The 22,177-nt window shown below is 50.0% G+C and carries 13 protein-coding genes, 4 tRNA genes, 2 rRNA genes and 1 other RNA gene; 2 read left to right on the top strand and 18 right to left on the bottom strand.

What is annotated here, in order from left to right:
- Positions 1-108: 108 nt before the first annotated feature.
- The 14 genes from rpoC to SAQUA_RS01645 all read right to left on the bottom strand — a co-directional run bounded on the left by rpoC (position 109) and on the right by SAQUA_RS01645 (position 14,364).
- Positions 109-4,335 carry a DNA-directed RNA polymerase subunit beta' gene (gene rpoC / locus SAQUA_RS01710; RefSeq protein WP_380676609.1) on the bottom strand — a complete coding sequence of 1,409 codons (4,227 nt, stop codon included), beginning with the start codon at positions 4,333-4,335 and terminating at the stop codon, positions 109-111.
- A 118-nt stretch (positions 4,336-4,453) separates the two neighbouring features.
- Positions 4,454-8,482 carry a DNA-directed RNA polymerase subunit beta gene (gene rpoB / locus SAQUA_RS01705; RefSeq protein ID WP_380676607.1) on the bottom strand — a complete coding sequence of 1,343 codons (4,029 nt, stop codon included), beginning with the start codon at positions 8,480-8,482 and terminating at the stop codon, positions 4,454-4,456.
- A gap of 329 nt (positions 8,483-8,811) precedes the next feature.
- Entirely contained in the window at positions 8,812-9,177 is a 366-nt protein-coding gene (gene rplL / locus SAQUA_RS01700; protein ID WP_380676605.1) for a 50S ribosomal protein L7/L12, read from the bottom strand.
- A 63-nt stretch (positions 9,178-9,240) separates the two neighbouring features.
- Positions 9,241-9,738 (bottom strand): 50S ribosomal protein L10, encoded by a 498-nt coding sequence (gene rplJ, locus SAQUA_RS01695; RefSeq protein ID WP_380676603.1) that lies wholly within the window; start codon positions 9,736-9,738, stop codon positions 9,241-9,243.
- Positions 9,739-10,052: 314 nt separating this feature from the next.
- Positions 10,053-10,757 (bottom strand): 50S ribosomal protein L1, encoded by a 705-nt coding sequence (gene rplA / locus SAQUA_RS01690; RefSeq protein ID WP_380676601.1) that lies wholly within the window; start codon positions 10,755-10,757, stop codon positions 10,053-10,055.
- Positions 10,758-10,760: 3 nt separating this feature from the next.
- Positions 10,761-11,189: a 50S ribosomal protein L11 gene (rplK, locus tag SAQUA_RS01685; protein ID WP_380676599.1), complete on the bottom strand. Its 429-nt coding sequence runs from the start codon at positions 11,187-11,189 to the stop codon at positions 10,761-10,763.
- Positions 11,190-11,346: 157 nt separating this feature from the next.
- Positions 11,347-11,892, bottom strand: coding sequence for a transcription termination/antitermination protein NusG (nusG, locus tag SAQUA_RS01680; RefSeq protein WP_317694218.1), 546 nt, complete (start codon positions 11,890-11,892; stop codon positions 11,347-11,349).
- Position 11,893: 1 nt separating this feature from the next.
- Positions 11,894-12,277, bottom strand: a complete 384-nt coding sequence (secE, locus tag SAQUA_RS01675; protein WP_380676597.1) for a preprotein translocase subunit SecE — start codon at positions 12,275-12,277, stop codon at positions 11,894-11,896.
- Between the two features lie 255 nt (positions 12,278-12,532).
- Positions 12,533-13,717, bottom strand: a complete 1,185-nt coding sequence (tuf, locus tag SAQUA_RS01670) for an elongation factor Tu (protein ID WP_380676595.1) — start codon at positions 13,715-13,717, stop codon at positions 12,533-12,535.
- Between the two features lie 109 nt (positions 13,718-13,826).
- A tRNA-Thr gene (locus tag SAQUA_RS01665) sits at positions 13,827-13,902 on the bottom strand.
- A 6-nt stretch (positions 13,903-13,908) separates the two neighbouring features.
- Positions 13,909-13,983 (bottom strand) — tRNA-Gly (locus SAQUA_RS01660).
- A gap of 38 nt (positions 13,984-14,021) precedes the next feature.
- Positions 14,022-14,135: non-coding RNA, RtT sRNA (locus tag SAQUA_RS01655), on the bottom strand.
- Between the two features lie 44 nt (positions 14,136-14,179).
- Positions 14,180-14,264 (bottom strand) — tRNA-Tyr (locus SAQUA_RS01650).
- A gap of 24 nt (positions 14,265-14,288) precedes the next feature.
- Positions 14,289-14,364 (bottom strand) — tRNA-Thr (locus tag SAQUA_RS01645).
- 436 nt (positions 14,365-14,800) lie between these two features.
- Here SAQUA_RS01645 and SAQUA_RS01640 point away from each other — a divergent pair.
- Together SAQUA_RS01640 and coaA are read left to right on the top strand one after the other, a co-directional pair.
- Positions 14,801-15,343 carry a GNAT family N-acetyltransferase gene (locus SAQUA_RS01640; protein WP_380676593.1) on the top strand — a complete coding sequence of 181 codons (543 nt, stop codon included), beginning with the start codon at positions 14,801-14,803 and terminating at the stop codon, positions 15,341-15,343.
- A gap of 214 nt (positions 15,344-15,557) precedes the next feature.
- The gene (gene coaA / locus SAQUA_RS01635; protein WP_380676591.1) at positions 15,558-16,508 is read left to right on the top strand and encodes a type I pantothenate kinase; all 951 of its coding nucleotides are present in this window, start codon (positions 15,558-15,560) and stop codon (positions 16,506-16,508) included.
- A 46-nt stretch (positions 16,509-16,554) separates the two neighbouring features.
- On the opposite strand, the gene birA is transcribed toward coaA, so the two are convergent.
- The 4 genes from birA to SAQUA_RS01615 form a co-directional block, all read right to left on the bottom strand.
- Positions 16,555-17,514, bottom strand: coding sequence for a bifunctional biotin--[acetyl-CoA-carboxylase] ligase/biotin operon repressor BirA (birA, locus tag SAQUA_RS01630; RefSeq protein ID WP_380676589.1), 960 nt, complete (start codon positions 17,512-17,514; stop codon positions 16,555-16,557).
- Positions 17,511-18,548, bottom strand: a complete 1,038-nt coding sequence (gene murB / locus SAQUA_RS01625) for a UDP-N-acetylmuramate dehydrogenase (RefSeq protein WP_380676587.1) — start codon at positions 18,546-18,548, stop codon at positions 17,511-17,513. The genes birA and murB overlap by 4 nt, the downstream gene beginning before the upstream one ends.
- Before the next feature lie 434 nt (positions 18,549-18,982).
- Positions 18,983-19,098, bottom strand: a 5S ribosomal RNA gene (gene rrf, locus SAQUA_RS01620).
- A gap of 114 nt (positions 19,099-19,212) precedes the next feature.
- Positions 19,213-22,122 (bottom strand): 23S ribosomal RNA (locus SAQUA_RS01615).
- Positions 22,123-22,177 lie beyond the last annotated feature (55 nt).

Below are 22,177 nucleotides of genomic sequence, written 5' to 3'. Positions count from 1 at the left end.
CTATCCCGTTTTTAATACTTTACAGCACTGTACAACAAAAAGCCCCGGCTAAGATAGCCGGGGCTTTTGTCATTCACTGCTTAATATGCAGTCAGGGATAGCGATGACTTATTCGTCGTCGTTACCGCCCAGGTTACCTGCATTCAGCAATTCGGCCAGGTTGGCTGTCGCTTCTGCGGCGCTAACCAGCGGAACAACCGGGGTTTCACCCTGAGCTTTACGACGCATACGATCCTGATGATAAGCGTAACCGGTACCGGCTGGGATCAGACGGCCCACGATAACGTTCTCTTTCAGGCCACGCAGTTCATCACGCTTACCGGCAACAGCCGCTTCGGTGAGAACACGCGTCGTCTCTTGGAACGATGCGGCAGAGATGAAGGACTCGGTCGCCAAGGAAGCCTTGGTGATACCCAGCAGATCGCGTGAGAAGGTTGCTTCGATCTTGCCTTCAGCAGCAAGCTTACGGTTAGCAATCTTGACGCGCGATACTTCAGCCTGTTCGCCTTCCAGGAACTCGGTGCTACCTGCGCTAACGATAGTGCCTTTACGCAGCATCTGACGAACGATAACTTCGATGTGTTTATCGTTAATCTTAACGCCTTGCAGACGGTAAACTTCCTGCACTTCGTTGGTAATGTAGCGGGTAACCGCATGCACACCACGCAGACGCAGAATGTCATGTGGAGATTCTGGGCCGTCAGAAACAACGTCACCACGCTCCACAATTTCGCCTTCAAACACGTTGAGCTGACGCCATTTAGGGATCATCTCTTCGTAAGCATCGCTGCCGTCCAGTGGGGAGATAACCAGGCGACGTTTGCCTTTGGTCTCTTTACCGAACGAAATAATCCCGCTGATTTCAGCCAGGATTGCCGGCTCTTTCGGACGACGTGCTTCGAACAGATCCGCAACGCGTGGCAGACCACCGGTAATATCCTTGGTACCGCCGGATTCCTGAGGAATACGCGCCAAGGTATCACCCGCACCGATCTGAATGCCATCTTCCAACTGCACAATCGCTTTACCAGGCAGGAAGTATTGCGCAGGCATATCTGTACCTGGAATCAATACGTCATCGCCTTTGGCATCAACGATTTTCAGTGCCGGACGCAGGTCTTTACCACTACCGGTACGCTCTGCACTATCCAGTACAACCAGAGAAGACAAACCGGTCAGTTCGTCGGTCTGGCGGGTGATGGTCTGGCCATCAACCATGTCGGCGAAGCGGATGAAACCACCGACTTCACTGACAACTGGCATGGTGTGCGGATCCCAGTTAGCAACGGTTTCGCCGCCGTTAACTTCTGCACCGTCACCTTTGCCCATCACGGCACCATAAGGCACTTTGTAGCTTTCTTTGGTACGGCCAAATTCGTCGATCAGCTTCAGTTCGGTATTACGTGAAGTAATTACCAACTTGCCTGCAGCGTTCATAACGAACTTAACGTTGCTCAGCTTCAGGTTACCTTTGTTCTTAACCTGGATGCTGGATTCAGCAGCAGCACGCGAAGCGGCACCACCGATGTGGAACGTACGCATCGTCAGCTGTGTACCCGGTTCACCGATGGACTGTGCCGCGATAACACCGATAGCTTCACCTTTGTTGATGATGTGGCCACGTGCCAGGTCGCGACCATAGCAGTTTGCACACACACCAAAGTCGGTTTCACAGCTAACTACGGAACGAACCTTAACGCTGTCGACAGAGTTCTCTTCCAACAGGTCACAGGTCTTCTCGTTCAGCAGGGTGTTACGTGGAACCAGGATGTCCGCCGTACCCGGCTTGATAACATCTTCAGCGGTCACACGACCCAGAACACGCTCACGCAGTGGCTCTTTAACGTCACCACCTTCGATAACCGGAGTCATCATGATGCCGTTGTGAGTACCACAGTCGTCCTCGGTGACTACCAGATCCTGCGCCACGTCAACCAAACGACGGGTCAGATAACCGGAGTTTGCCGTTTTCAGTGCGGTATCCGCCAAACCTTTACGCGCACCGTGTGTGGAGATGAAGTACTGGAGTACGTTCAGACCTTCACGGAAGTTCGCGGTGATTGGCGTTTCGATGATTGAGCCATCTGGCTTCGCCATCAGGCCACGCATACCGGCCAACTGACGGATCTGAGCAGCAGAACCACGAGCACCGGAGTCGGCCATCATAAAGATGCTGTTGAAGGAAACTTGTTGTTCCACAACGCCGTCACGGTTAACCACGTCTTCAACCGACAGGTTTTCCATCATCGCTTTAGCAACACGTTCGTTCGCCGCAGCCCAGATATCGATAACTTTGTTATAGCGTTCGCCCGCGGTAACCAGACCAGACTGGAACTGCTCCTGGATCTCGGCAACTTCGGTTTCCGCTTCTTCGATGATCTCTGCTTTCTTCGCTGGAATAACCATGTCATCGATACCTACGGAAGCACCTGAACGGGCAGCGTAAGCAAAACCGGTGTACATGATCTGGTCAGCAAAGATAACGGTCGGCTTCAGGCCCAGGATGCGGTAACAGGTATTCAGCATCTTGGAGATCGCTTTCTTGCCCAAAGGCTGGTTGACGATCGAATACGGCAGACCGTTTGGTACGATCATCCACAGGATGGCACGACCAATGGTGGTATCAACGATAGTGGTCTGATGAACAGATTCGCCTTCGGTATTTTTGATCTCTTCTGTAATACGCACTTTTACACGTGCATGCAGAGAGGCCAGACCGGCGCGATAAACACGTTCAGCTTCTTTAGGACCCGTCAGAACCATGCCTTCACCTTTGGCGTTAACACAGTCACGAGTCATATAGTACAGACCCAATACAACGTCCTGAGAAGGAACGATGATTGGCTCGCCGTTCGCTGGTGACAGGATGTTGTTGGTAGACATCATCAACGCACGCGCTTCCAACTGGGCTTCCAGCGTCAGCGGTACGTGCACAGCCATCTGGTCACCATCGAAGTCGGCGTTGTATGCAGCACAAACCAGCGGGTGCAGCTGAATAGCTTTACCTTCGATCAGAACCGGTTCAAACGCCTGGATACCCAAACGGTGCAGGGTTGGTGCACGGTTCAACAGTACCGGGTGTTCGCGGATAACTTCGTCCAGGATGTCCCAAACGACAGCTTCTTCGCGCTCAACCATTTTCTTGGCAGCTTTGATGGTAGTAGCCAGGCCACGCAGTTCCAGCTTGCCGTAGATGAACGGTTTGAACAGCTCCAGTGCCATTTTCTTCGGCAGACCGCACTGATGCAGACGCAGGTATGGACCTACGGTGATAACAGAACGACCAGAGTAGTCAACGCGTTTACCCAACAGGTTCTGACGGAAACGACCCTGCTTACCTTTGATCATATCGGCCAAAGATTTCAGAGGACGCTTGTTGGAACCGGTGATCGCACGACCGCGACGGCCGTTATCCAGCAAGGCGTCTACCGCTTCTTGCAGCATACGCTTTTCGTTGCGCACGATGATATCCGGCGCAGCCAGATCCAGCAGGCGTTTCAGACGGTTGTTACGGTTGATCACGCGGCGATACAGATCGTTCAGATCTGAAGTCGCGAAACGGCCACCATCCAGTGGAACCAGCGGACGCAGATCCGGCGGCAGTACCGGCAGTACGGTCAGGATCATCCACTCTGGCTTGTTACCAGATTGAACGAACGCTTCCAACAGCTTGATACGCTTGGTCAGCTTTTTACGCTTGGTTTCAGAATTGGTTTCATTCAGCTCTTCACGCAGTTGTTCGCATTCGGCTTCCAGATCCATGTTTTTCAGCAAGGCCTGAATAGCTTCGGCACCCATCTTGGCGTCGAATTCGTCACCGAACTCTTCCAGAGCGTCCAGATACTGCTCTTCTGTCAGGATCTGACGGCGCTCGAGGTTAGTCATACCGCCTTCAATAACCACATAGGATTCGAAGTACAGTACACGTTCAATATCGCGCAACGGCATATCCAGCAGCAAACCGATGCGGGATGGCAGCGATTTCAGGAACCAGATGTGCGCCGTTGGGGAAGCCAGCTCGATGTGGCCCATACGCTCACGGCGCACTTTGGTCTGGGTCACTTCAACGCCGCACTTCTCACAGATTACGCCGCGGTGTTTCAAGCGCTTGTACTTACCGCACAGGCACTCGTAATCTTTTACCGGCCCAAAGATACGGGCACAGAAAAGGCCGTCACGTTCTGGTTTGAACGTACGGTAGTTAATGGTTTCCGGCTTTTTAACTTCACCGAACGACCATGAACGGATCATGTCTGGCGATGCCAGAGCAATCTTGATCGCATCAAACTCTTCGGTCTTAGTTTGCGCTTTCAGAAACTTCAATAAGTCTTTCACGGATTGGCTCCTGTCGGAGTTAAACCTGTTGGGTGCACACTGAAAAATTGCACACCCGTGTGACCTGAACAACCACCCTCTGGCTCCCTAAGGTCGGGAGCCAGAGCTGGAATAGCGATTAATCGCCTTCCAGTTCGATGTTGATACCCAGCGAGCGGATTTCTTTCAACAGTACGTTGAACGACTCCGGCATGCCTGGTTCCATACGGTGATCGCCATCCACGATGTTTTTGTACATCTTGGTACGGCCGTTGACGTCATCCGACTTAACGGTAAGCATTTCCTGCAAGGTGTAAGCTGCGCCGTATGCTTCCAGCGCCCACACTTCCATCTCACCGAAGCGCTGACCACCGAATTGCGCCTTACCACCCAGCGGCTGCTGAGTAACCAAGCTGTAAGAACCGGTAGAACGCGCGTGCATTTTATCGTCGACCAAGTGGTTCAGTTTCAGCATGTACATGTAGCCTACGGTTACCTGGCGCTCAAACTGCTCACCGGTACGGCCATCAAACAGCGTAATCTGACCAGAGGTCGGGATACCGCCCATCTCCAGCAATTGCTTGATTTCGGTCTCTTTCGCACCATCGAAGACAGGCGTTGCGATTGGCATACCCTTTTTCAGGTTTTCTGCCAGACGCATCACTTCTTCGTCTGTGAAGGTGTTCAGATCGACTTTCTGGCAAACGCCATCACCCAGATCGTAAGCCTTCTGGATGAACTCGCGCAGCTTGGCGACTTCCTGGTGCTGCTTCAGCATCTGGTTGATCTTCTCACCAATGCCTTTTGCAGCCATACCCAGGTGAGTTTCCAGGATCTGACCGATGTTCATACGTGATGGAACGCCCAGCGGGTTCAATACGATATCAACCGGCGTACCGTCTATATCGTAAGGCATATCTTCGATCGGGTTGATCTTGGAAATTACACCCTTGTTACCGTGGCGGCCTGCCATCTTGTCACCCGGTTGGATCTGACGTTTAACGGCCAGATAAACCTTGACGATTTTCAGCACGCCTGGCGCCAGATCGTCACCTTGAGTGATCTTACGACGCTTGGCATCCAGCTTCTTCTCAAAGTCAGATTTCAGTTCGTCGTACTGCTCAGCCAACTGCTCCAGCTGGTTTTGCTTCTCTTCGTCGGTCAAGCCCAGTTCTAACCAGCGATCGCGTGGCAGCTTGCTCAGCTTGTCCGCTTCAATACCACCGGCAACCAGCACCGCGTGGATACGCGCAAAAAGGCCAGCTTCCAGGATCTGCAGTTCTTCAGTCAGGTCTTTTTTGGCCTGCTTCAACTGCATCTCTTCGATTTCCAACGCACGCTTGTCTTTTTCCACGCCATCGCGGGTAAAGACCTGAACGTCAATAATCGTGCCGGAAACGCCGTTTGGTACACGCAGAGAAGAGTCTTTAACGTCAGACGCTTTCTCACCGAAGATCGCACGCAGGAGCTTCTCTTCTGGCGTCAGTTGGGTTTCACCTTTTGGCGTTACCTTACCAACCAGAATGTCGCCACCGGTAACTTCTGCCCCGATATAGACGATACCGGATTCATCCAGTTTGGAGAGTGCCGCTTCACCCACGTTAGGGATGTCGGCAGTGATCTCTTCAGGCCCCAGTTTGGTGTCACGAGACACACAGGCCAGTTCCTGGATGTGGATAGTAGTAAAACGATCTTCCTGTACTACACGCTCGGAGACCAGGATGGAGTCTTCGAAGTTGTAACCGTTCCAAGGCATGAACGCTACGCGCATGTTCTGGCCCAGTGCCAGTTCGCCCAGGTCTGTTGACGGACCATCTGCCAGCACGTCACCGCGCTCGATTGGCTCGCCCAGATTCACACACGGCATCTGGTTGATACAGGTGTTCTGGTTGGAACGGGTGTACTTGGTCAGGTTATAAATGTCGATACCTGCTTCGCCCGGGTACATCTCGTCTTCGTTAACTTTGATAACGATACGGGAAGCATCCACGTACTGGATCACGCCGCCACGCTTGGCTACGGCAGTAACACCGGAGTCAACCGCAACAGCACGTTCCATACCGGTACCTACCAGCGGCTTGTCAGCACGCAGGGTTGGAACCGCCTGACGTTGCATGTTCGCACCCATCAAGGCACGGTTGGCGTCATCGTGTTCCAGGAATGGAATCAGTGAGGCACCAACGGAAACAACCTGCTGGGTTGATACGTCCATATAGTCAACCTGATCGCGGCTGAACAGGCTTGATTCGCCTTTGCTACGACAGGTAACCAGATCTTCTTCAAAGCGGCCTTCATCATCCAGGTTGGAGTTCGCCTGGGCGATAACAAAGTTGCCTTCTTCAATAGCAGACAGATAGTTGATTTCATCGGTCACTACGCCGTCACGCACGCGGCGGTACGGGGTTTCCAGGAAACCATACTCGTTAGTCTGTGCGTACACGGACAAGGAGTTGATCAGACCGATGTTTGGACCTTCCGGCGTTTCGATTGGGCACACACGACCGTAGTGAGTCGGGTGTACGTCACGAACTTCAAAGCCAGCACGTTCACGGGTCAGACCGCCTGGGCCCAATGCAGAGATACGACGTTTGTGCGTAATCTCAGACAACGGGTTGTTCTGGTCCATAAACTGAGAAAGCTGGCTGGAACCAAAGAACTCTTTCACCGCTGCCGAGATTGGCTTGGCGTTGATCATGTCCTGAGGCATCAGGGTATCCAGATCGCCCAGGGACAGGCGCTCTTTCACCGCACGCTCAACACGCACCAGACCAACACGGAACTGGTTCTCAGCCATTTCGCCAACGGAACGAATACGACGGTTGCCCAAGTGGTCGATATCATCCACTTCGCCTTTGCCGTTACGGATATCGATGAGCTTCTTCATCACTTCAATGATGTCGTCTTTGCTCAGGATGCCCGAACCTTCGATCTCGTCACGCAGCAGAGAACGGTTGAACTTCATGCGACCAACCGCAGACAGATCGTAGCGGTCTTCAGAGAAGAACAGGTTCTCAAACAGGCTTTCAGCCGCTTCGCGCGTTGGTGGCTCACCAGGACGCATCATGCGGTAGATTTCAACCAGCGCACTTAGACGATCGCTGGTTGGATCGACACGAACAGTTTCAGAGATGTACGCACCATGATCCAGATCGTTGGTGAACAACGTTTCGATACGCTTGTGGCCAGACTGGCTCAGCTTGGCCAGCAGATCCAGTGACAGTTCCATGTTGGCAGCACAGATCAGCTCACCGGTATTGGTGTCGATATAGTCCTTCGCGACCACTTTTCCAGCGATGTACTCAACCGGAACTTCAATACTACGAATTTCGTCTTTTTCGAGCTGGCGGATATGGCGAGCAGTAATGCGGCGGCCTTTCTCAACGTAGATCTTACCGTTAGCTTCGATATCGAAGGACGCTGTTTCACCACGCAGACGTTCTGGAACCAACTCCATCTGCAGCTTGTTGTCACGGATTTCGAAAATAATTTTTTCAAAGAACAGGTCAAGGATCTGTTCAGTGGTGAAACTCAGCGCACGCAGAATGATGGTCGCAGGCAGTTTACGGCGACGGTCAATACGCACGAACAGGTTGTCTTTCGGATCGAACTCGAAATCCAGCCATGAGCCACGGTAAGGAATGATACGTGCGTTATACAGCACTTTACCCGAGGAGTGGGTCTTACCCTTATCGCTATCAAAGAACACACCAGGACTACGGTGCAGCTGGGATACGATAACCCTCTCAGTACCGTTGATTACAAAGGTTCCGTTTTCGGTCATGAGCGGAATTTCGCCCATATAGACTTCTTGTTCCTTGATGTCTTTGACCGTACCTTCAGGTGCTTCGCGTTCGTAGATAACCAGGCGCAGTTTTACGCGTAGCGGTGCAGAGTACGTCACACCACGGATCTGGCACTCTTTGACGTCGAACACCGGCTCACCAAGACGGTAGCTAACGTATTGCAGCTCCGAATTGCCACTGTAGCTCTGGATAGGGAAAACAGAACGGAATGCGGCTTCTAAGCCGTACTGCCCTTCTGGATCTTGCTCGATAAACTTCTGGAACGAGTCAAGCTGGATAGAAAGGAGATAAGGTATGTCCAGAACTTGTGGACGCTTACCAAAATCCTTACGAATACGTTTTTTCTCGGTATAGGAGTAAACCATAGGGTTCCTCAGCTCGCTGGAAAGTCGAACCACTCTGTCCGTCCGATCTTGGGACAGTTCATGCAACACCATTTTATCGACCGGAAAGTGGGAACACTTTCCGCAATACTCGTTTCTATCACGCTTAAATCATTTCATTGCCTTTGCGACAGATTCGGCTGTAGCAGTAGAAGCAGTATATTAAGTCGTCGATAGAAAGAAATATTGTGGTTAGCCAGTAGCCAAACGGTGTGAAACGCTACTGACGCCCTACAGCGCAAAAAGGCTGGTGACCAAAAAGTCACCAGCCATCAGTCTGTTAAGCCAGACTGTACTCTGAGAAGTTAAACTTATTTAACTTCAACAGAAGCGCCAGCTTCTTCCAGAGATTTTTTCAGAGCAGCAGCGTCATCTTTGCTGATGCCTTCTTTCAGTACTGCTGGAGCTGATTCTACCAGGTCTTTAGCTTCTTTCAGGCCCAGACCGGTTGCGCCACGTACTGCTTTGATAACAGCAACTTTGTTAGCGCCAACAGCAGACAGAACAACGTCGAACTCAGTTTTTTCTTCAGCAGCTTCAACTGGGCCAGCAGCTACAGCTACAGCAGCAGCAGCAGAAACGCCGAATTTTTCTTCCATAGCGGAAATCAGTTCAACAACGTCCATTACGGACATAGCAGCAACTGCTTCCAGGATTTGGTCTTTAGTGATAGACATAACAATTGTTCCTAAAATTCAGAAATAGTTTAAATACGTTAGCAAAGGCTAAGAAAGAGTGGCTTATGCCGCTTCTTTCTGATCGCGCAGAGCAGCCAGAGTGCGAACCAATTTGCCAGCAGCGGCTTCTTTCATGGTTGCCATCAGGCGTGCGATTGCTTCATCGTAAGTAGGCAGCGTTGCCAAGCGGTCAATTTGTGCCGCAGGGATCAGCTCACCTTCAAAGGCCGCAGCTTTAACCTCAAATTTTGCATTCGCTTTCGCGAACTCTTTGAACAGACGAGCAGCAGCGCCCGGGTGTTCGTGAGAGAATGCAATCAAGGTTGGACCGACAAACGTGTCTTTCAGGCATTCGAATTGAGTGCCTTCAACTACGCGACGCATCAGAGTGTTACGAACAACACGCATATAAACGCCAGCTTCACGACCTGCTCTACGCAGTTCAGTCATTTTATCAACGGTAACGCCGCGAGAATCCGCAACAACCGCAGACAGCGCGCCTTTGGCCACTTCGTTGACTTCAGCAACAATCGCTTGTTTGTCTTGAAGATTTAATGCCATTAGCTTTTTGCTCCTGGATTAGCCAGGGAAAATTCCCCGGAACTCACTTCACTCAACACTTTGTGTAACCACGCAGCGATGAGCGGCTTAACACGGTGAGCAGAATCCAGCAAAGACAATTTAAAATTTTCTTTAGGCTCTGTCACCGTCTACGCAGGAAGGATTAAGTGCTTTTCAGCACACCTGCGGTCTTGGACGGAGGCCTGGATAGGCCAGGCTCCAACCGAAAAACTTTGTTCTACATACAGCAGAACCTTGGGGCGAAGATTCTAGGTGAATTTTTACCCCAAGTCAAAGCGATAATCACCTGGTGATTAGTTCGCTACAGCAGTCAGGCCGCTTTGATCGATAGCAACGCCAGCACCCATGGTGGTGGAGAGGCTAACTTTCTTGATGTAAACGCCTTTAGCCTGAGATGGTTTTGCTTTTTTCAGCGCAACCAGCAGGGCTTCCAGGTTTTCTTTCAGCTTGTCTGCGTCGAAATCAACCTTACCGATGGTGGTATGGATGATGCCGTTTTTGTCGTTACGATAACGAACCTGACCTGCTTTAGCGTTTTTCACTGCTTCAGCAACGTTCGGAGTAACGGTACCCACTTTCGGGTTTGGCATCAGGCCACGTGGACCCAGGATCTGGCCCAGTTGACCAACAACGCGCATTGCATCTGGAGAAGCAATAACAACGTCGAAGTTCATTTCGCCTTTCTTGATCTGGTCAGCCAGATCTTCCATACCTACCAGCTCTGCGCCAGCTGCTTTAGCAGCTTCAGCGTTAGGACCTTGGGCAAATACGGCAACGCGAACGCTGCGACCGGTACCATGTGGCAGAACGGTAGCACCACGTACGTTTTGGTCTGATTTACGAGCGTCGATGCCGAGGTTAACAGCAACGTCAACGCTTTCTACGAATTTAGCGGTGGCCAGCTCTTTCAGCAGAGCAACAGCTTCGGTGATGTCATACTGTTTAGTAGCATCAACTTTGTCACGGATCACGCGCATGCGCTTGGTCAGCTTAGCCATTTCTTAATCCTCCACTACCAGGCCCATGGAACGAGCGGTACCTTCGATGGAGCGAATCATCGCTTCAACGTCAGAACCAGTCATGTCCGCAGCTTTGGTTTCTGCGATTTCACGTACCTGCGCACTAGTCACTTTACCAACTTTGTCTTTGTTCGGCTTGCCAGAACCAGACTTAACACCAGCCGCTTTTTTCAGCAGAACTGCTGCTGGCGGAGTTTTGGTAACGAAGGTGAAGGAGCGATCAGAATAAACAGTAATAACAACAGGGATCGGCAGACCTTTTTCAATGCTGTCAGTCTTAGCATTGAACGCCTTACAGAATTCCATGATGTTAACACCCTGCTGACCCAGAGCTGGGCCAACTGGCGGGCTCGGGTTAGCCATACCGGCTGCAACTTGCAGCTTGACGTAGGCTTGTACTTTCTTGGCCATTGAAATTTCCTCGTATGGGTAGTATCGCCTCGTGAGAGGCTCCCCGTGTTTCGCCCCGCGTTAAAAGCAAGGCATCTAAAAACAAAAGGCGCGAAATTGTAGTTCAATTCCGCGCCTCTGACAAGCTGCAAATCCACTTGCCTTGCTGACTAATCGATCAGGCTTTTTCTACCTGGCTAAAGTCCAATTCCACTGGCGTTGCGCGGCCAAAAATTGAGACAGACACTTTTAAGCGGCTTTTCTCGTAGTCCACTTCTTCAACAACACCGTTAAAGTCAGCAAAAGGACCATCGTTGACACGCACCAACTCACCAGGTTCAAACATCGTTTTCGGACGTGGTTTATCACCTACCTGCTGCAGGCGGTTCATAATCGCGTCGACTTCTTTATCGCTGATCGGCGCAGGACGATCGGAAGTCCCACCAATGAAGCCCATCACACGAGGAACACTTCGCACCAGGTGCCAACTGGCATCGTTCATTACCATCTGGACCAGTACATAGCCAGGGAAGAACTTACGCTCACTCTTGCGTCGTTGACCACCACGGATTTCAACCACCTCTTCAGTGGGTACCATGACTTCACCGAACAGCTCTTCCATATCATGCAATTTAATGTGTTCACGCAACGACTGAGCTACGCGACCTTCAAAACCGGAAAACGCCTGAACGACGTACCAACGTTTTTTTGGGGCTTCAGACATTTTAGAACCTCAGGCCAGTAATAAACGATACCAGACGGACCAGAATGCCATCCAGGCCCCACAGAATCAGTGACATCACGGCAGTTACCGCGGCGACGATCAACGTGGTGTGCAGCGTTTCCTGACGAGTTGGCCAGATCACTTTACGTACTTCAGTACGCGCTTCGCGCGCAAACGCAACGGTGGCTTTGCCTTTAGCCGTCATCAACGCCACTGCACCAGCAACAACAATGACTACTACAACTGCCAACGCGCGTAATGGCAGGCTGAAATCACGGTAGTAATAATTACCGACGATAGCCACAACCAACAGAACGGCGACGATCAGCCACTTGGCTGCTTCCAAGCCGCGCCCGCTCCCTTGAGCCTCGGTATTCGCACTCATAAACCAACCTGTCACAATGATTCGAACAAACAACTTTGCCTCGCAATGCGAGGCAAACCAAACCGATAAAATGCCATTTGGCGGCATCTCGGTGTTTTACGCTATGACGTATTGCATTCAATACGGTTTAAGAGCCCATCTCACCAATGATTATGACTGCAAAATCGCTGATGAGATAGGTTCTAGTTCACAGCGTAGAAAAAGGGCATCAAATGATGCCCTTTTAGCGCATGTCGCGTCAAATATTATCCGCAATTAAGCGATAACTTTAGCAACAACACCTGCGCCAACGGTACGGCCACCTTCACGGATTGCGAAACGCAGACCGTCATCCATTGCGATTGGGTGGATCAAGGTAACAACCATGTTCACGTTGTCGCCTGGCATTACCATCTCTACGCCTTCTGGCAGTTCGATGGTACCGGTCACGTCAGTTGTACGGAAGTAGAACTGTGGACGGTAGCCTTTGAAGAATGGAGTGTGACGACCACCTTCTTCTTTGCTCAGGATATACACTTCAGACTCGAACTGAGTGTGTGGCTTGATAGAACCTGGCTTAGCCAGTACCTGACCACGTTCGATATCTTCACGTTTGATACCACGCAGCAGAACACCCACGTTCTCACCCGCACGGCCTTCGTCCAGCAGTTTGCGGAACATTTCAACGCCAGTACAGGTAGACTTAACGGTGTCTTTGATACCAACGATTTCAACTTCTTCGCCAACTTTGATGATACCGCGCTCAACACGACCGGTAACAACGGTACCACGACCAGAGATGGAGAATACGTCTTCAATTGGCAGCAGGAATGGCTTGTCAATCGCGCGCTCTGGTTCTGGGATATAGGAATCCAGATAGCCAGCCAGCTCGATGATCTTCTCTTCCCACTCTGGCACGCCATTCAGCGCTTGCAGAGCTGAGCCACGAACCACTGGCAGGTCATCGCCAGGGAAGTCGTAAGCAGACAGAAGTTCACGAACTTCCATTTCTACCAGTTCCAGCAGCTCTTCATCATCAACCATGTCACATTTGTTCATGAATACGATGATGTAAGGAACGCCAACCTGACGACCCAGCAGGATGTGCTCACGAGTCTGAGGCATAGGGCCGTCAGTCGCAGCAACAACCAGGATAGCGCCATCCATCTGAGCAGCACCAGTGATCATGTTTTTCACGTAGTCGGCGTGCCCTGGGCAGTCAACGTGCGCGTAGTGACGGCTTGGAGTATCGTATTCAACGTGAGAAGTGTTGATGGTGATACCACGCGCTTTTTCTTCTGGTGCGTTATCGATCTGGTCGAAAGCACGGGCACTACCACCGTAGGTTTTAGCCAGAACGGTAGTGATTGCAGCAGTCAGGGTAGTTTTACCGTGGTCAACGTGGCCGATAGTACCGACGTTAACGTGCGGTTTTGTACGTTCAAACTTTTCTTTAGACATCGATTGTCCCTCTAAGACACGGATAAATCGGTGGTATCACCACATCAACCAAGCATTTGCTTGTTGAATCCAGAAACAGAAAGAAAATCAGGGGCGAGAAATTAAGAAGTGGTGCTGATAGGCAGATTCGAACTGCCGACCTCACCCTTACCAAGGGTGCGCTCTACCAACTGAGCTATATCAGCACATCTTGGAGCGGGCAGTGGGAATCGAACCCACATCATCAGCTTGGAAGGCTGAGGTAATAGCCATTATACGATGCCCGCATCCTGGAACTCGGCTACCTGACTTTTCTGCAGAATTTATAGGTGTAGAGAAGGATTGTTCGTCGCTTTGCTCTTCACCCTTCGTGCTGGCAGCTGACGCTACTCAACGCGATCTTTGTCGAAGGTTTTCACCTTCCCCAAACGGAAATTATATCAACATCACCGCTTGGTGTGACCCAGAACTCAAGGTCTAGTTTGGTGGTGGGGGAAGGATTCGAACCTTCGAAGTCTGTGACGGCAGATTTACAGTCTGCTCCCTTTGGCCGCTCGGGAACCCCACCAGATTTTAATTACTGAAACTTGAATGGTGCCGGCTACCGGAATCGAACTGGTGACCTACTGATTACAAGTCAGTTGCTCTACCTACTGAGCTAAGCCGGCATCAAGTGCTGCGCATTCTAGGTAGAGCTGACGGCCTATGCAACAAAAAAATTGCGTTCAATGCACTATCGCTCATAAATCAGCCGATTTCAGTGCCCAGTTCGCAATTCAGTGGAATAATAGCACAATTAGTAACCAGGCGCAGACATCATTTTTGTACGCCCCTCTATTTTCGCAAGAGTCACTATCTGGATCGTTCAGCTTGTTTAACCTCACAGGAAACTATCAGACCCACTTGCACCACTAAGAGACAAATGTTGCACCATGATACATTTAGTTGCTTCACAGAACGGCGAGCGAGCGCTGCAGGCAGTTAAAGGAAACGCTCTAAATGTCACTCTTCTTCCATAAATGTAACGTTGGCTGGACTGAAGCACTGCCTTAGTATGTTTATTGCTTTAATTTCATTTCCACCTCCGCCAAGGAAGAATGAGCAATGAACATTATTCAGGTCAATGCAGCCGCACTCCCCATTTATGTCGAAGAACTTGCATCTGTGCTTATCGATGCGATAACACATGGGGCGTCAGTGGGTTACACATCGCAAATCACTCGTGAAGAAGCTACACGCTACTTTCATAGCCTGTGTCCAGCGTTAGCTGAGGAAGAATTGCTTCTATGGATTGCCAAGGACGAAAGTGGTGTCATTGGTACTGTTCAGCTCTCATTGTGCCAAAAGCCGAATGGTCTTAACCGGGCTGAAGTACAAAAACTGTTGGTTCACAGTCATGCCCGCCGCAATGGTATTGGCCGAAAACTGATGAAGGAATTGGAAAAATCTGCCTTGGCTCAAAGCAGAGGTTTATTGTTCCTCGATACGCAAGTTGACTCCGTAGCAGAGCACCTGTATCGCTCTCTGGGTTACCAACGTGTTGGTGAATTGCCGGACTATGCCGCAGCACCAGATGGCAGCTACTACCCGACAGCGATTTACTACAAACGTTTGTTTTTACTTAGTCCGCCTTTCGGTACTGCCTGACCAGTATCGTTTGTCAGTGTTATCCTTCTGCAACGCGTTCTTTATCAATTGAGCACAGGCTCTCACTCTTGGCATAAAATCATGCAGATCGACAACATTCTTTAAAAAAGTCTACGCCAAAAACCAAGCTATCTATAATATGCAGCTTGTTTATTTATCTGGGTTTGGCGCATAGCGTCTTTCCCAACCCGCATAAACAGGCAGAATTAGGCTTATGATACAAAGAGATAAATCTTTAGCGACGCCTTACCTTCAGTTCGACCGCACCCAATGGGCTGCGTTGCGAGATTCGGTACCATTGACGTTATCGGAAGAAGAGATTGTTAAACTGAAAGGGATTAACGAGGATCTCTCTTTGGAAGAGGTAGCCCAGATCTATCTGCCACTTTCAAGACTGTTAAATTTCTATATCAGTTCTAACTTACGTCGCCAAGCCGTTCTGGAGCAATTCCTCGGTACTGACGGACAACGAATCCCATATGTAATAGGCATCGCAGGTAGTGTTGCTGTGGGGAAGAGCACTACAGCACGCTTGCTGCAAGCACTGTTAAGCCGCTGGCCAGAACATCGCAGCGTTGAGTTGATTACTACCGATGGCTTCCTGCACCCTAACAAGGTGCTTAATGAGCGAGGCCTGATGACGAAAAAAGGCTTCCCACAGTCCTATGATATACATAGCTTGGTGAAATTTGTCTCAGAAGTAAAATCCGGAGCTAAGCGTGTCACAGCCCCTGTTTACTCTCATCTAATCTATGACGTCGTGCCGCAAGGTAACAAAGTGATCGAACAACCAGATATTTTAATTCTGGAAGGACTGAATGTTCTGCAAAGTGGAATGGATTATCCACATGAACCTCATCGTGTATTTGTTTCTGACTTTGTCGACTTTTCAATATATGTTGATGCACCTGAAGATCTACTGAAAACATGGTATATCAACCGTTTCCTTAAATTCCGCCAGGGTGCATTTTCAGATCCTGACTCTTACTTTCATAATTATGCCAAGCTTCCTGAAACCGAAGCCATTAACGTTGCAACAAAATTATGGAATGAAATCAATGGATTAAATCTCAAAGAAAACATTCTGCCAACACGTGAACGAGCCAGCTTGATTATGACCAAAAGTGCTAATCATGCTGTTGAATTCGTCCGGTTAAGAAAGTAATTATTAAAATAAGAGAGGCCTACCGTCTCTCTTATCCCGTCATTCACTAAACGCCACGCAAAGATATTTCACCACCGATGAAAGGTTTAATTTCACCTTCTTGTTCAAGCAGTAATGCCCCTTGCTGATCAATACCGCGAGCAATACCGAAAAACTGTTTTTCGCCAATTAAAAGTTTGACAGGCCGATCTATAAAGTTATCCAAATCACGCCAACGCGAAATAAATGGAGCAAGCCCCTCTATCTCAAATTGTTGCAACGAATGACGTAGTTCGTTGAGTAACTTCGCTGCTAATTCATTGCGGTCAATATTAATTCCCGCCTCCTGCAAGTTAACCCATCCTTGGTCAATATGGCTGGCATTAGTTTCTCGCATTGCCATATTAATACCTGCACCCAGCACAAGTTGGGCTGCATCCCCCGTCTTTCCCGTTAACTCAACGAGGATACCTGCCAATTTTCGATCGTTCAGGTACAAGTCATTTGGCCATTTAACACGAACCTGCTCTGCTCCTAAACGTTGTAACGCCTCGGCCATCACAATACCAATAACCAGACTTAGCCCCATGGCTGCTGCTGGCCCTTGTTCAAGACGCCAGAACATGGATAAATAAAGATTGGCACCGAAAGGCGAGATCCATTGACGGCCACGCCGCCCACGCCCAGCTTGCTGATATTCTGCAATACAAGCATCTCCGGATGTCAGCGCTGTAATTCTATCCAGCAAATACTGGTTCGTTGAGTCAACCACCGGTAGGACTGTGACTCGCTTGTCTTCCAACATACCGAGTATTCTTTCCGCATTCAGCAAGGTGATCGCGGTTGGTAGGCTATAGCCTTTCCCAGGTACAGTGAACACATCCAAACCCCATTCCCGAATAGTTTGAATATGCTTGTTAATGGCCGCACGGCTCATACCCAAGAGCTCGCCTAAATTCTCACCGGAGTGAAACTCGCCATCCGCTAACAGTGAGATAATCTTCAGAGGTACTGTTGTATCCCTCATGATAACACCTCTACAGCATCCAACTCCCCCGTAGCGCCAATGAAACGTACCTCAGGCTCCAGCCAAATACCAAATCTCTCAGCTACCGTATTGCGCACATGCTTTGCTAAAGCAACCACATCCTGGCTACTAGCATTATCTGCGTTCACTAGCACTAATGCCTGCAGAGAGTTTACTGCCGCACCACCAATCTGATGCCCTTTTAAAGAGCATTGATCGATAAGCCAGCCAGCAGCTAATTTCACTTGTCCGTCAGCTTGAGGATAGTGTGGCATCGATGGGTATTGGGCCAACATCCGCTCAGCTGTCTCTGCGCTTACCTGTGGATTTTTAAAGAAACTGCCTGCATTACCTGTAATCCGGGGATCCGGCAACTTACTACGACGCATAGCACATACTGCATCAAACACTTGTTGTGGTGTTACAGTCTGTGGGTCAAGCTTGGTAAGGTTGCCGTAGTTCAGTAACGGACTCCACTGTTTATTAAGCCGCAAACCAACAGCCACAATGACGAATCCTTCCTTAAACTTATGTTTAAAAATACTTTCGCGGTAACCAAATTCACAGCGTTGCGGATCCATACGATCAATCTCTCCCGTAGTGAGATTGAGCAGATCGACATACTCACACACTTGCTGCAACTCAATACCATATGCCCCGATGTTCTGGATTGGGGCAGAACCAACCAACCCAGGGATCAGCGCCATATTTTCCAAGCCAGGCATTCCGCACTTGAGGGTATAGCTGACCAGATGATGCCAGTTTTCGCCCGCACTAACATGAAGATGCCAGGTATCCTGCCCTTCTTTAGCCTCGATGCCTTCTAACTTATTGATCATGACAGTACCGGCAAAGTCTTCCAAGAACAGGACATTACTCCCTTCACCCAAGACCAAAAATGGCTCTTTACGCTTTTGCGCCTTCTGCCAAGCCTTAATCATCATCTCAATTTGTTCTGCAATGACTAAATGCGCCGCGTTGACCGGGAGCGCAAAAGTATTGTGATTTTTTAAAGACGCGCTTTCAGTAGACATGACTTAAATACTCTTACGGAATAAATTACTAACTAGTCTACTCGATTCGTCGCTGATGGCTATTATTTGTTTTTATTAGTTTGATTTATCTTGCTATCTATAAAAAAACCGCCATAAGCAAAAAAATAAATATCCATAAAAATCAAACTGATATCATATGGTATTTATCTGAGATAGAGATAATTTTTGGTTTATATACAAACCAATAGCATTGACTGTATGCATAGATACGAGATTGTGACCACAAGCTAAAAATTTTATGAATATTATTGCTAATTAACTTAGCTGTATTTAATTATTCACCGGAAGTAAATAGCTAATGTAAAATCTGAGAATAAGAGGGATGAACTAATAGAGAAGATTATGAGTCTAAGTTTATTTTCATAAAGCAAAAAGCCTCATGCTTTCGCATGAGGCTTTCGACTTTGTTTGATGCCTGGCAGTGTCCTACTCTCGCATGGGGAGACCCCACACTACCATCGGCGCTACGGCGTTTCACTTCTGAGTTCGGCATGGGATCAGGTGGGACCACCGCGCTATGGCCGCCAGGCAAATTCGTTTCATTCCAACCGCTTCACGCTCAATCGCGCGCAGCCATCAGAACCAATCTAGGAACTTCGCTGAAAATCTTTCTCTCTCAAATCCAAAACACCTTCGGTGTTGTAAGGTTAAGCCTCACGGATCATTAGTACTGGTTAGCTCAATGCATCGCTGCACTTACACACCCAGCCTATCAACGTCTTAGTCTTAAACGTTCCTTCAGGGACCTTAAAGGCCCAGGGAAGACTCATCTCGAGGCAAGTTTCGCGCTTAGATGCTTTCAGCGCTTATCTTTTCCGCACTTAGCTACCGGGCAGTGCCATTGGCATGACAACCCGAACACCAGTGGTGCGTTCACTCCGGTCCTCTCGTACTAGGAGCAACCCCTCTCAATCTTCCAACGCCCACGGCAGATAGGGACCGAACTGTCTCACGACGTTCTAAACCCAGCTCGCGTACCACTTTAAATGGCGAACAGCCATACCCTTGGGACCTACTTCAGCCCCAGGATGTGATGAGCCGACATCGAGGTGCCAAACACCGCCGTCGATATGAACTCTTGGGCGGTATCAGCCTGTTATCCCCGGAGTACCTTTTATCCGTTGAGCGATGGCCCTTCCATTCAGAACCACCGGATCACTAAGACCTACTTTCGTACCTGCTCGAGCCGTCACTCTCGCAGTCAAGCTAGCTTATGCCTTTGCACTAACCTCACGATGTCCGACCGTGATTAGCTAACCTTCGTGCTCCTCCGTTACTCTTTGGGAGGAGACCGCCCCAGTCAAACTACCCACCAGACACTGTCCTCACCCCGGATTACGGGGCCGAGTTAGAACATCAAACATTAAAGGGTGGTATTTCAAGGTTGGCTCCATGCAGACTGGCGTCCACACTTCAAAGCCTCCCACCTATCCTACACATCAAGGCTCAATGTTCAGTGTCAAGCTATAGTAAAGGTTCACGGGGTCTTTCCGTCTTGCCGCGGGTACACTGCATCTTCACAGCGAGTTCAATTTCACTGAGTCTCGGGTGGAGACAGCCTGGCCATCATTACGCCATTCGTGCAGGTCGGAACTTACCCGACAAGGAATTTCGCTACCTTAGGACCGTTATAGTTACGGCCGCCGTTTACTGGGGCTTCGATCAAGAGCTTCGCGTTGCCGCTAACCCCATCAATTAACCTTCCAGCACCGGGCAGGCGTCACACCGTATACGTCCACTTTCGTGTTTGCACAGTGCTGTGTTTTTATTAAACAGTTGCAGCCAGCTGGTATCTGCGACTGGCTTCAGCTCCGAGAGCAAGTCTCTTCACCTACGCGCCAGCGTGCCTTCTCCCGAAGTTACGGCACCATTTTGCCTAGTTCCTTCACCCGAGTTCTCTCAAGCGCCTGAGTATTCTCTACCTGACCACCTGTGTCGGTTTGGGGTACGATTTGATGTTACCTGATGCTTAGAGGCTTTTCCTGGAAGCTTGGCATCAACCACTTCGCCACCGTAGTGACTCGTCATCACGCCTCAGGGTTGATATGCAACCGGATTTACCAGGTCACACCCCCTACACGCTTAAACCGGGACAACCGTCGCCCGGCTAGCCTAGCCTTCTCCGTCCCCCCTTCGCAGTAACACCGAGTACAGGAATATTAACCTGTTTCCCATCGACTACGCCTTTCGGCCTCGCCTTAGGGGTCGACTCACCCTGCCCCGATTAACGTTGGACAGGAACCCTTGGTCTTCCGGCGAGCGGGCTTTTCACCCGCTTTATCGTTACTTATGTCAGCATTCGCACTTCTGATACCTCCAGCAGACCTCACAGTCCACCTTCAACGGCTTACAGAACGCTCCCCTACCCAACAACGCCTAAGCGTCGCTGCCGCAGCTTCGGTGCATGGTTTAGCCCCGTTACATCTTCCGCGCAGGCCGACTCGACCAGTGAGCTATTACGCTTTCTTTAAATGATGGCTGCTTCTAAGCCAACATCCTGGCTGTCTATGCCTTCCCACATCGTTTCCCACTTAACCATGACTTTGGGACCTTAGCTGGCGGTCTGGGTTGTTTCCCTCTTCACGACGGACGTTAGCACCCGCCGTGTGTCTCCCGTGATAACATTCTTCGGTATTCGGAGTTTGCATCGGGTTGGTAAGCCGGGATGGCCCCCTAGCCGAAACAGTGCTCTACCCCCGAAGATGAGTTCACGAGGCGCTACCTAAATAGCTTTCGGGGAGAACCAGCTATCTCCCGGTTTGATTGGCCTTTCACCCCCAGCCACAAGTCATCCGCTAATTTTTCAACATTAGTCGGTTCGGTCCTCCAGTTAGTGTTACCCAACCTTCAACCTGCCCATGGCTAGATCACCGGGTTTCGGGTCTATACCTTGCAACTATTCGCCCAGTTAAGACTCGGTTTCCCTACGGCTCCCCTATACGGTTAACCTTGCTACAAAATATAAGTCGCTGACCCATTATACAAAAGGTACGCAGTCACCCCCATTAAGAAGGCTCCCACTGCTTGTACGTACACGGTTTCAGGTTCTATTTCACTCCCCTCGCCGGGGTTCTTTTCGCCTTTCCCTCACGGTACTGGTTCACTATCGGTCAGTCAGGAGTATTTAGCCTTGGAGGATGGTCCCCCCATATTCAGACAGGATGTCACGTGTCCCGCCCTACTCATCGAACTCACAGGATGTGCATTTTAGTGTACGGGGCTATCACCCTTTACTGCGCGACTTTCCAGACGCTTCCACTAACACACACCCTGATTCAGGTTCTGGGCTGTTCCCCGTTCGCTCGCCGCTACTGGGGGAATCTCGGTTGATTTCTTTTCCTCGGGGTACTTAGATGTTTCAGTTCCCCCGGTTCGCCTCGTTAAGCTATGTATTCACTTAACGATAGTGCAACGAATTGCACTGGGTTTCCCCATTCGGGTATTGCCGGTTGTAACGCTTCATATCAGCTTACCGACACTTATCGCAGATTAGCACGCCCTTCATCGCCTCTGACTGCCTAGGCATCCACCGTGTACGCTTAGTCACTTAACCTCACAACCCGAAGGTGTCTTTCGACGCACTTCGTGCTGTAAACATTTGAGAGACT

Source organism: Serratia aquatilis (assembly GCF_044865145.1).
GTDB lineage: Bacteria > Pseudomonadota > Gammaproteobacteria > Enterobacterales > Enterobacteriaceae > Chania > Chania aquatilis.
This window is presented reverse-complemented; position numbering and strand designations above follow the sequence as displayed.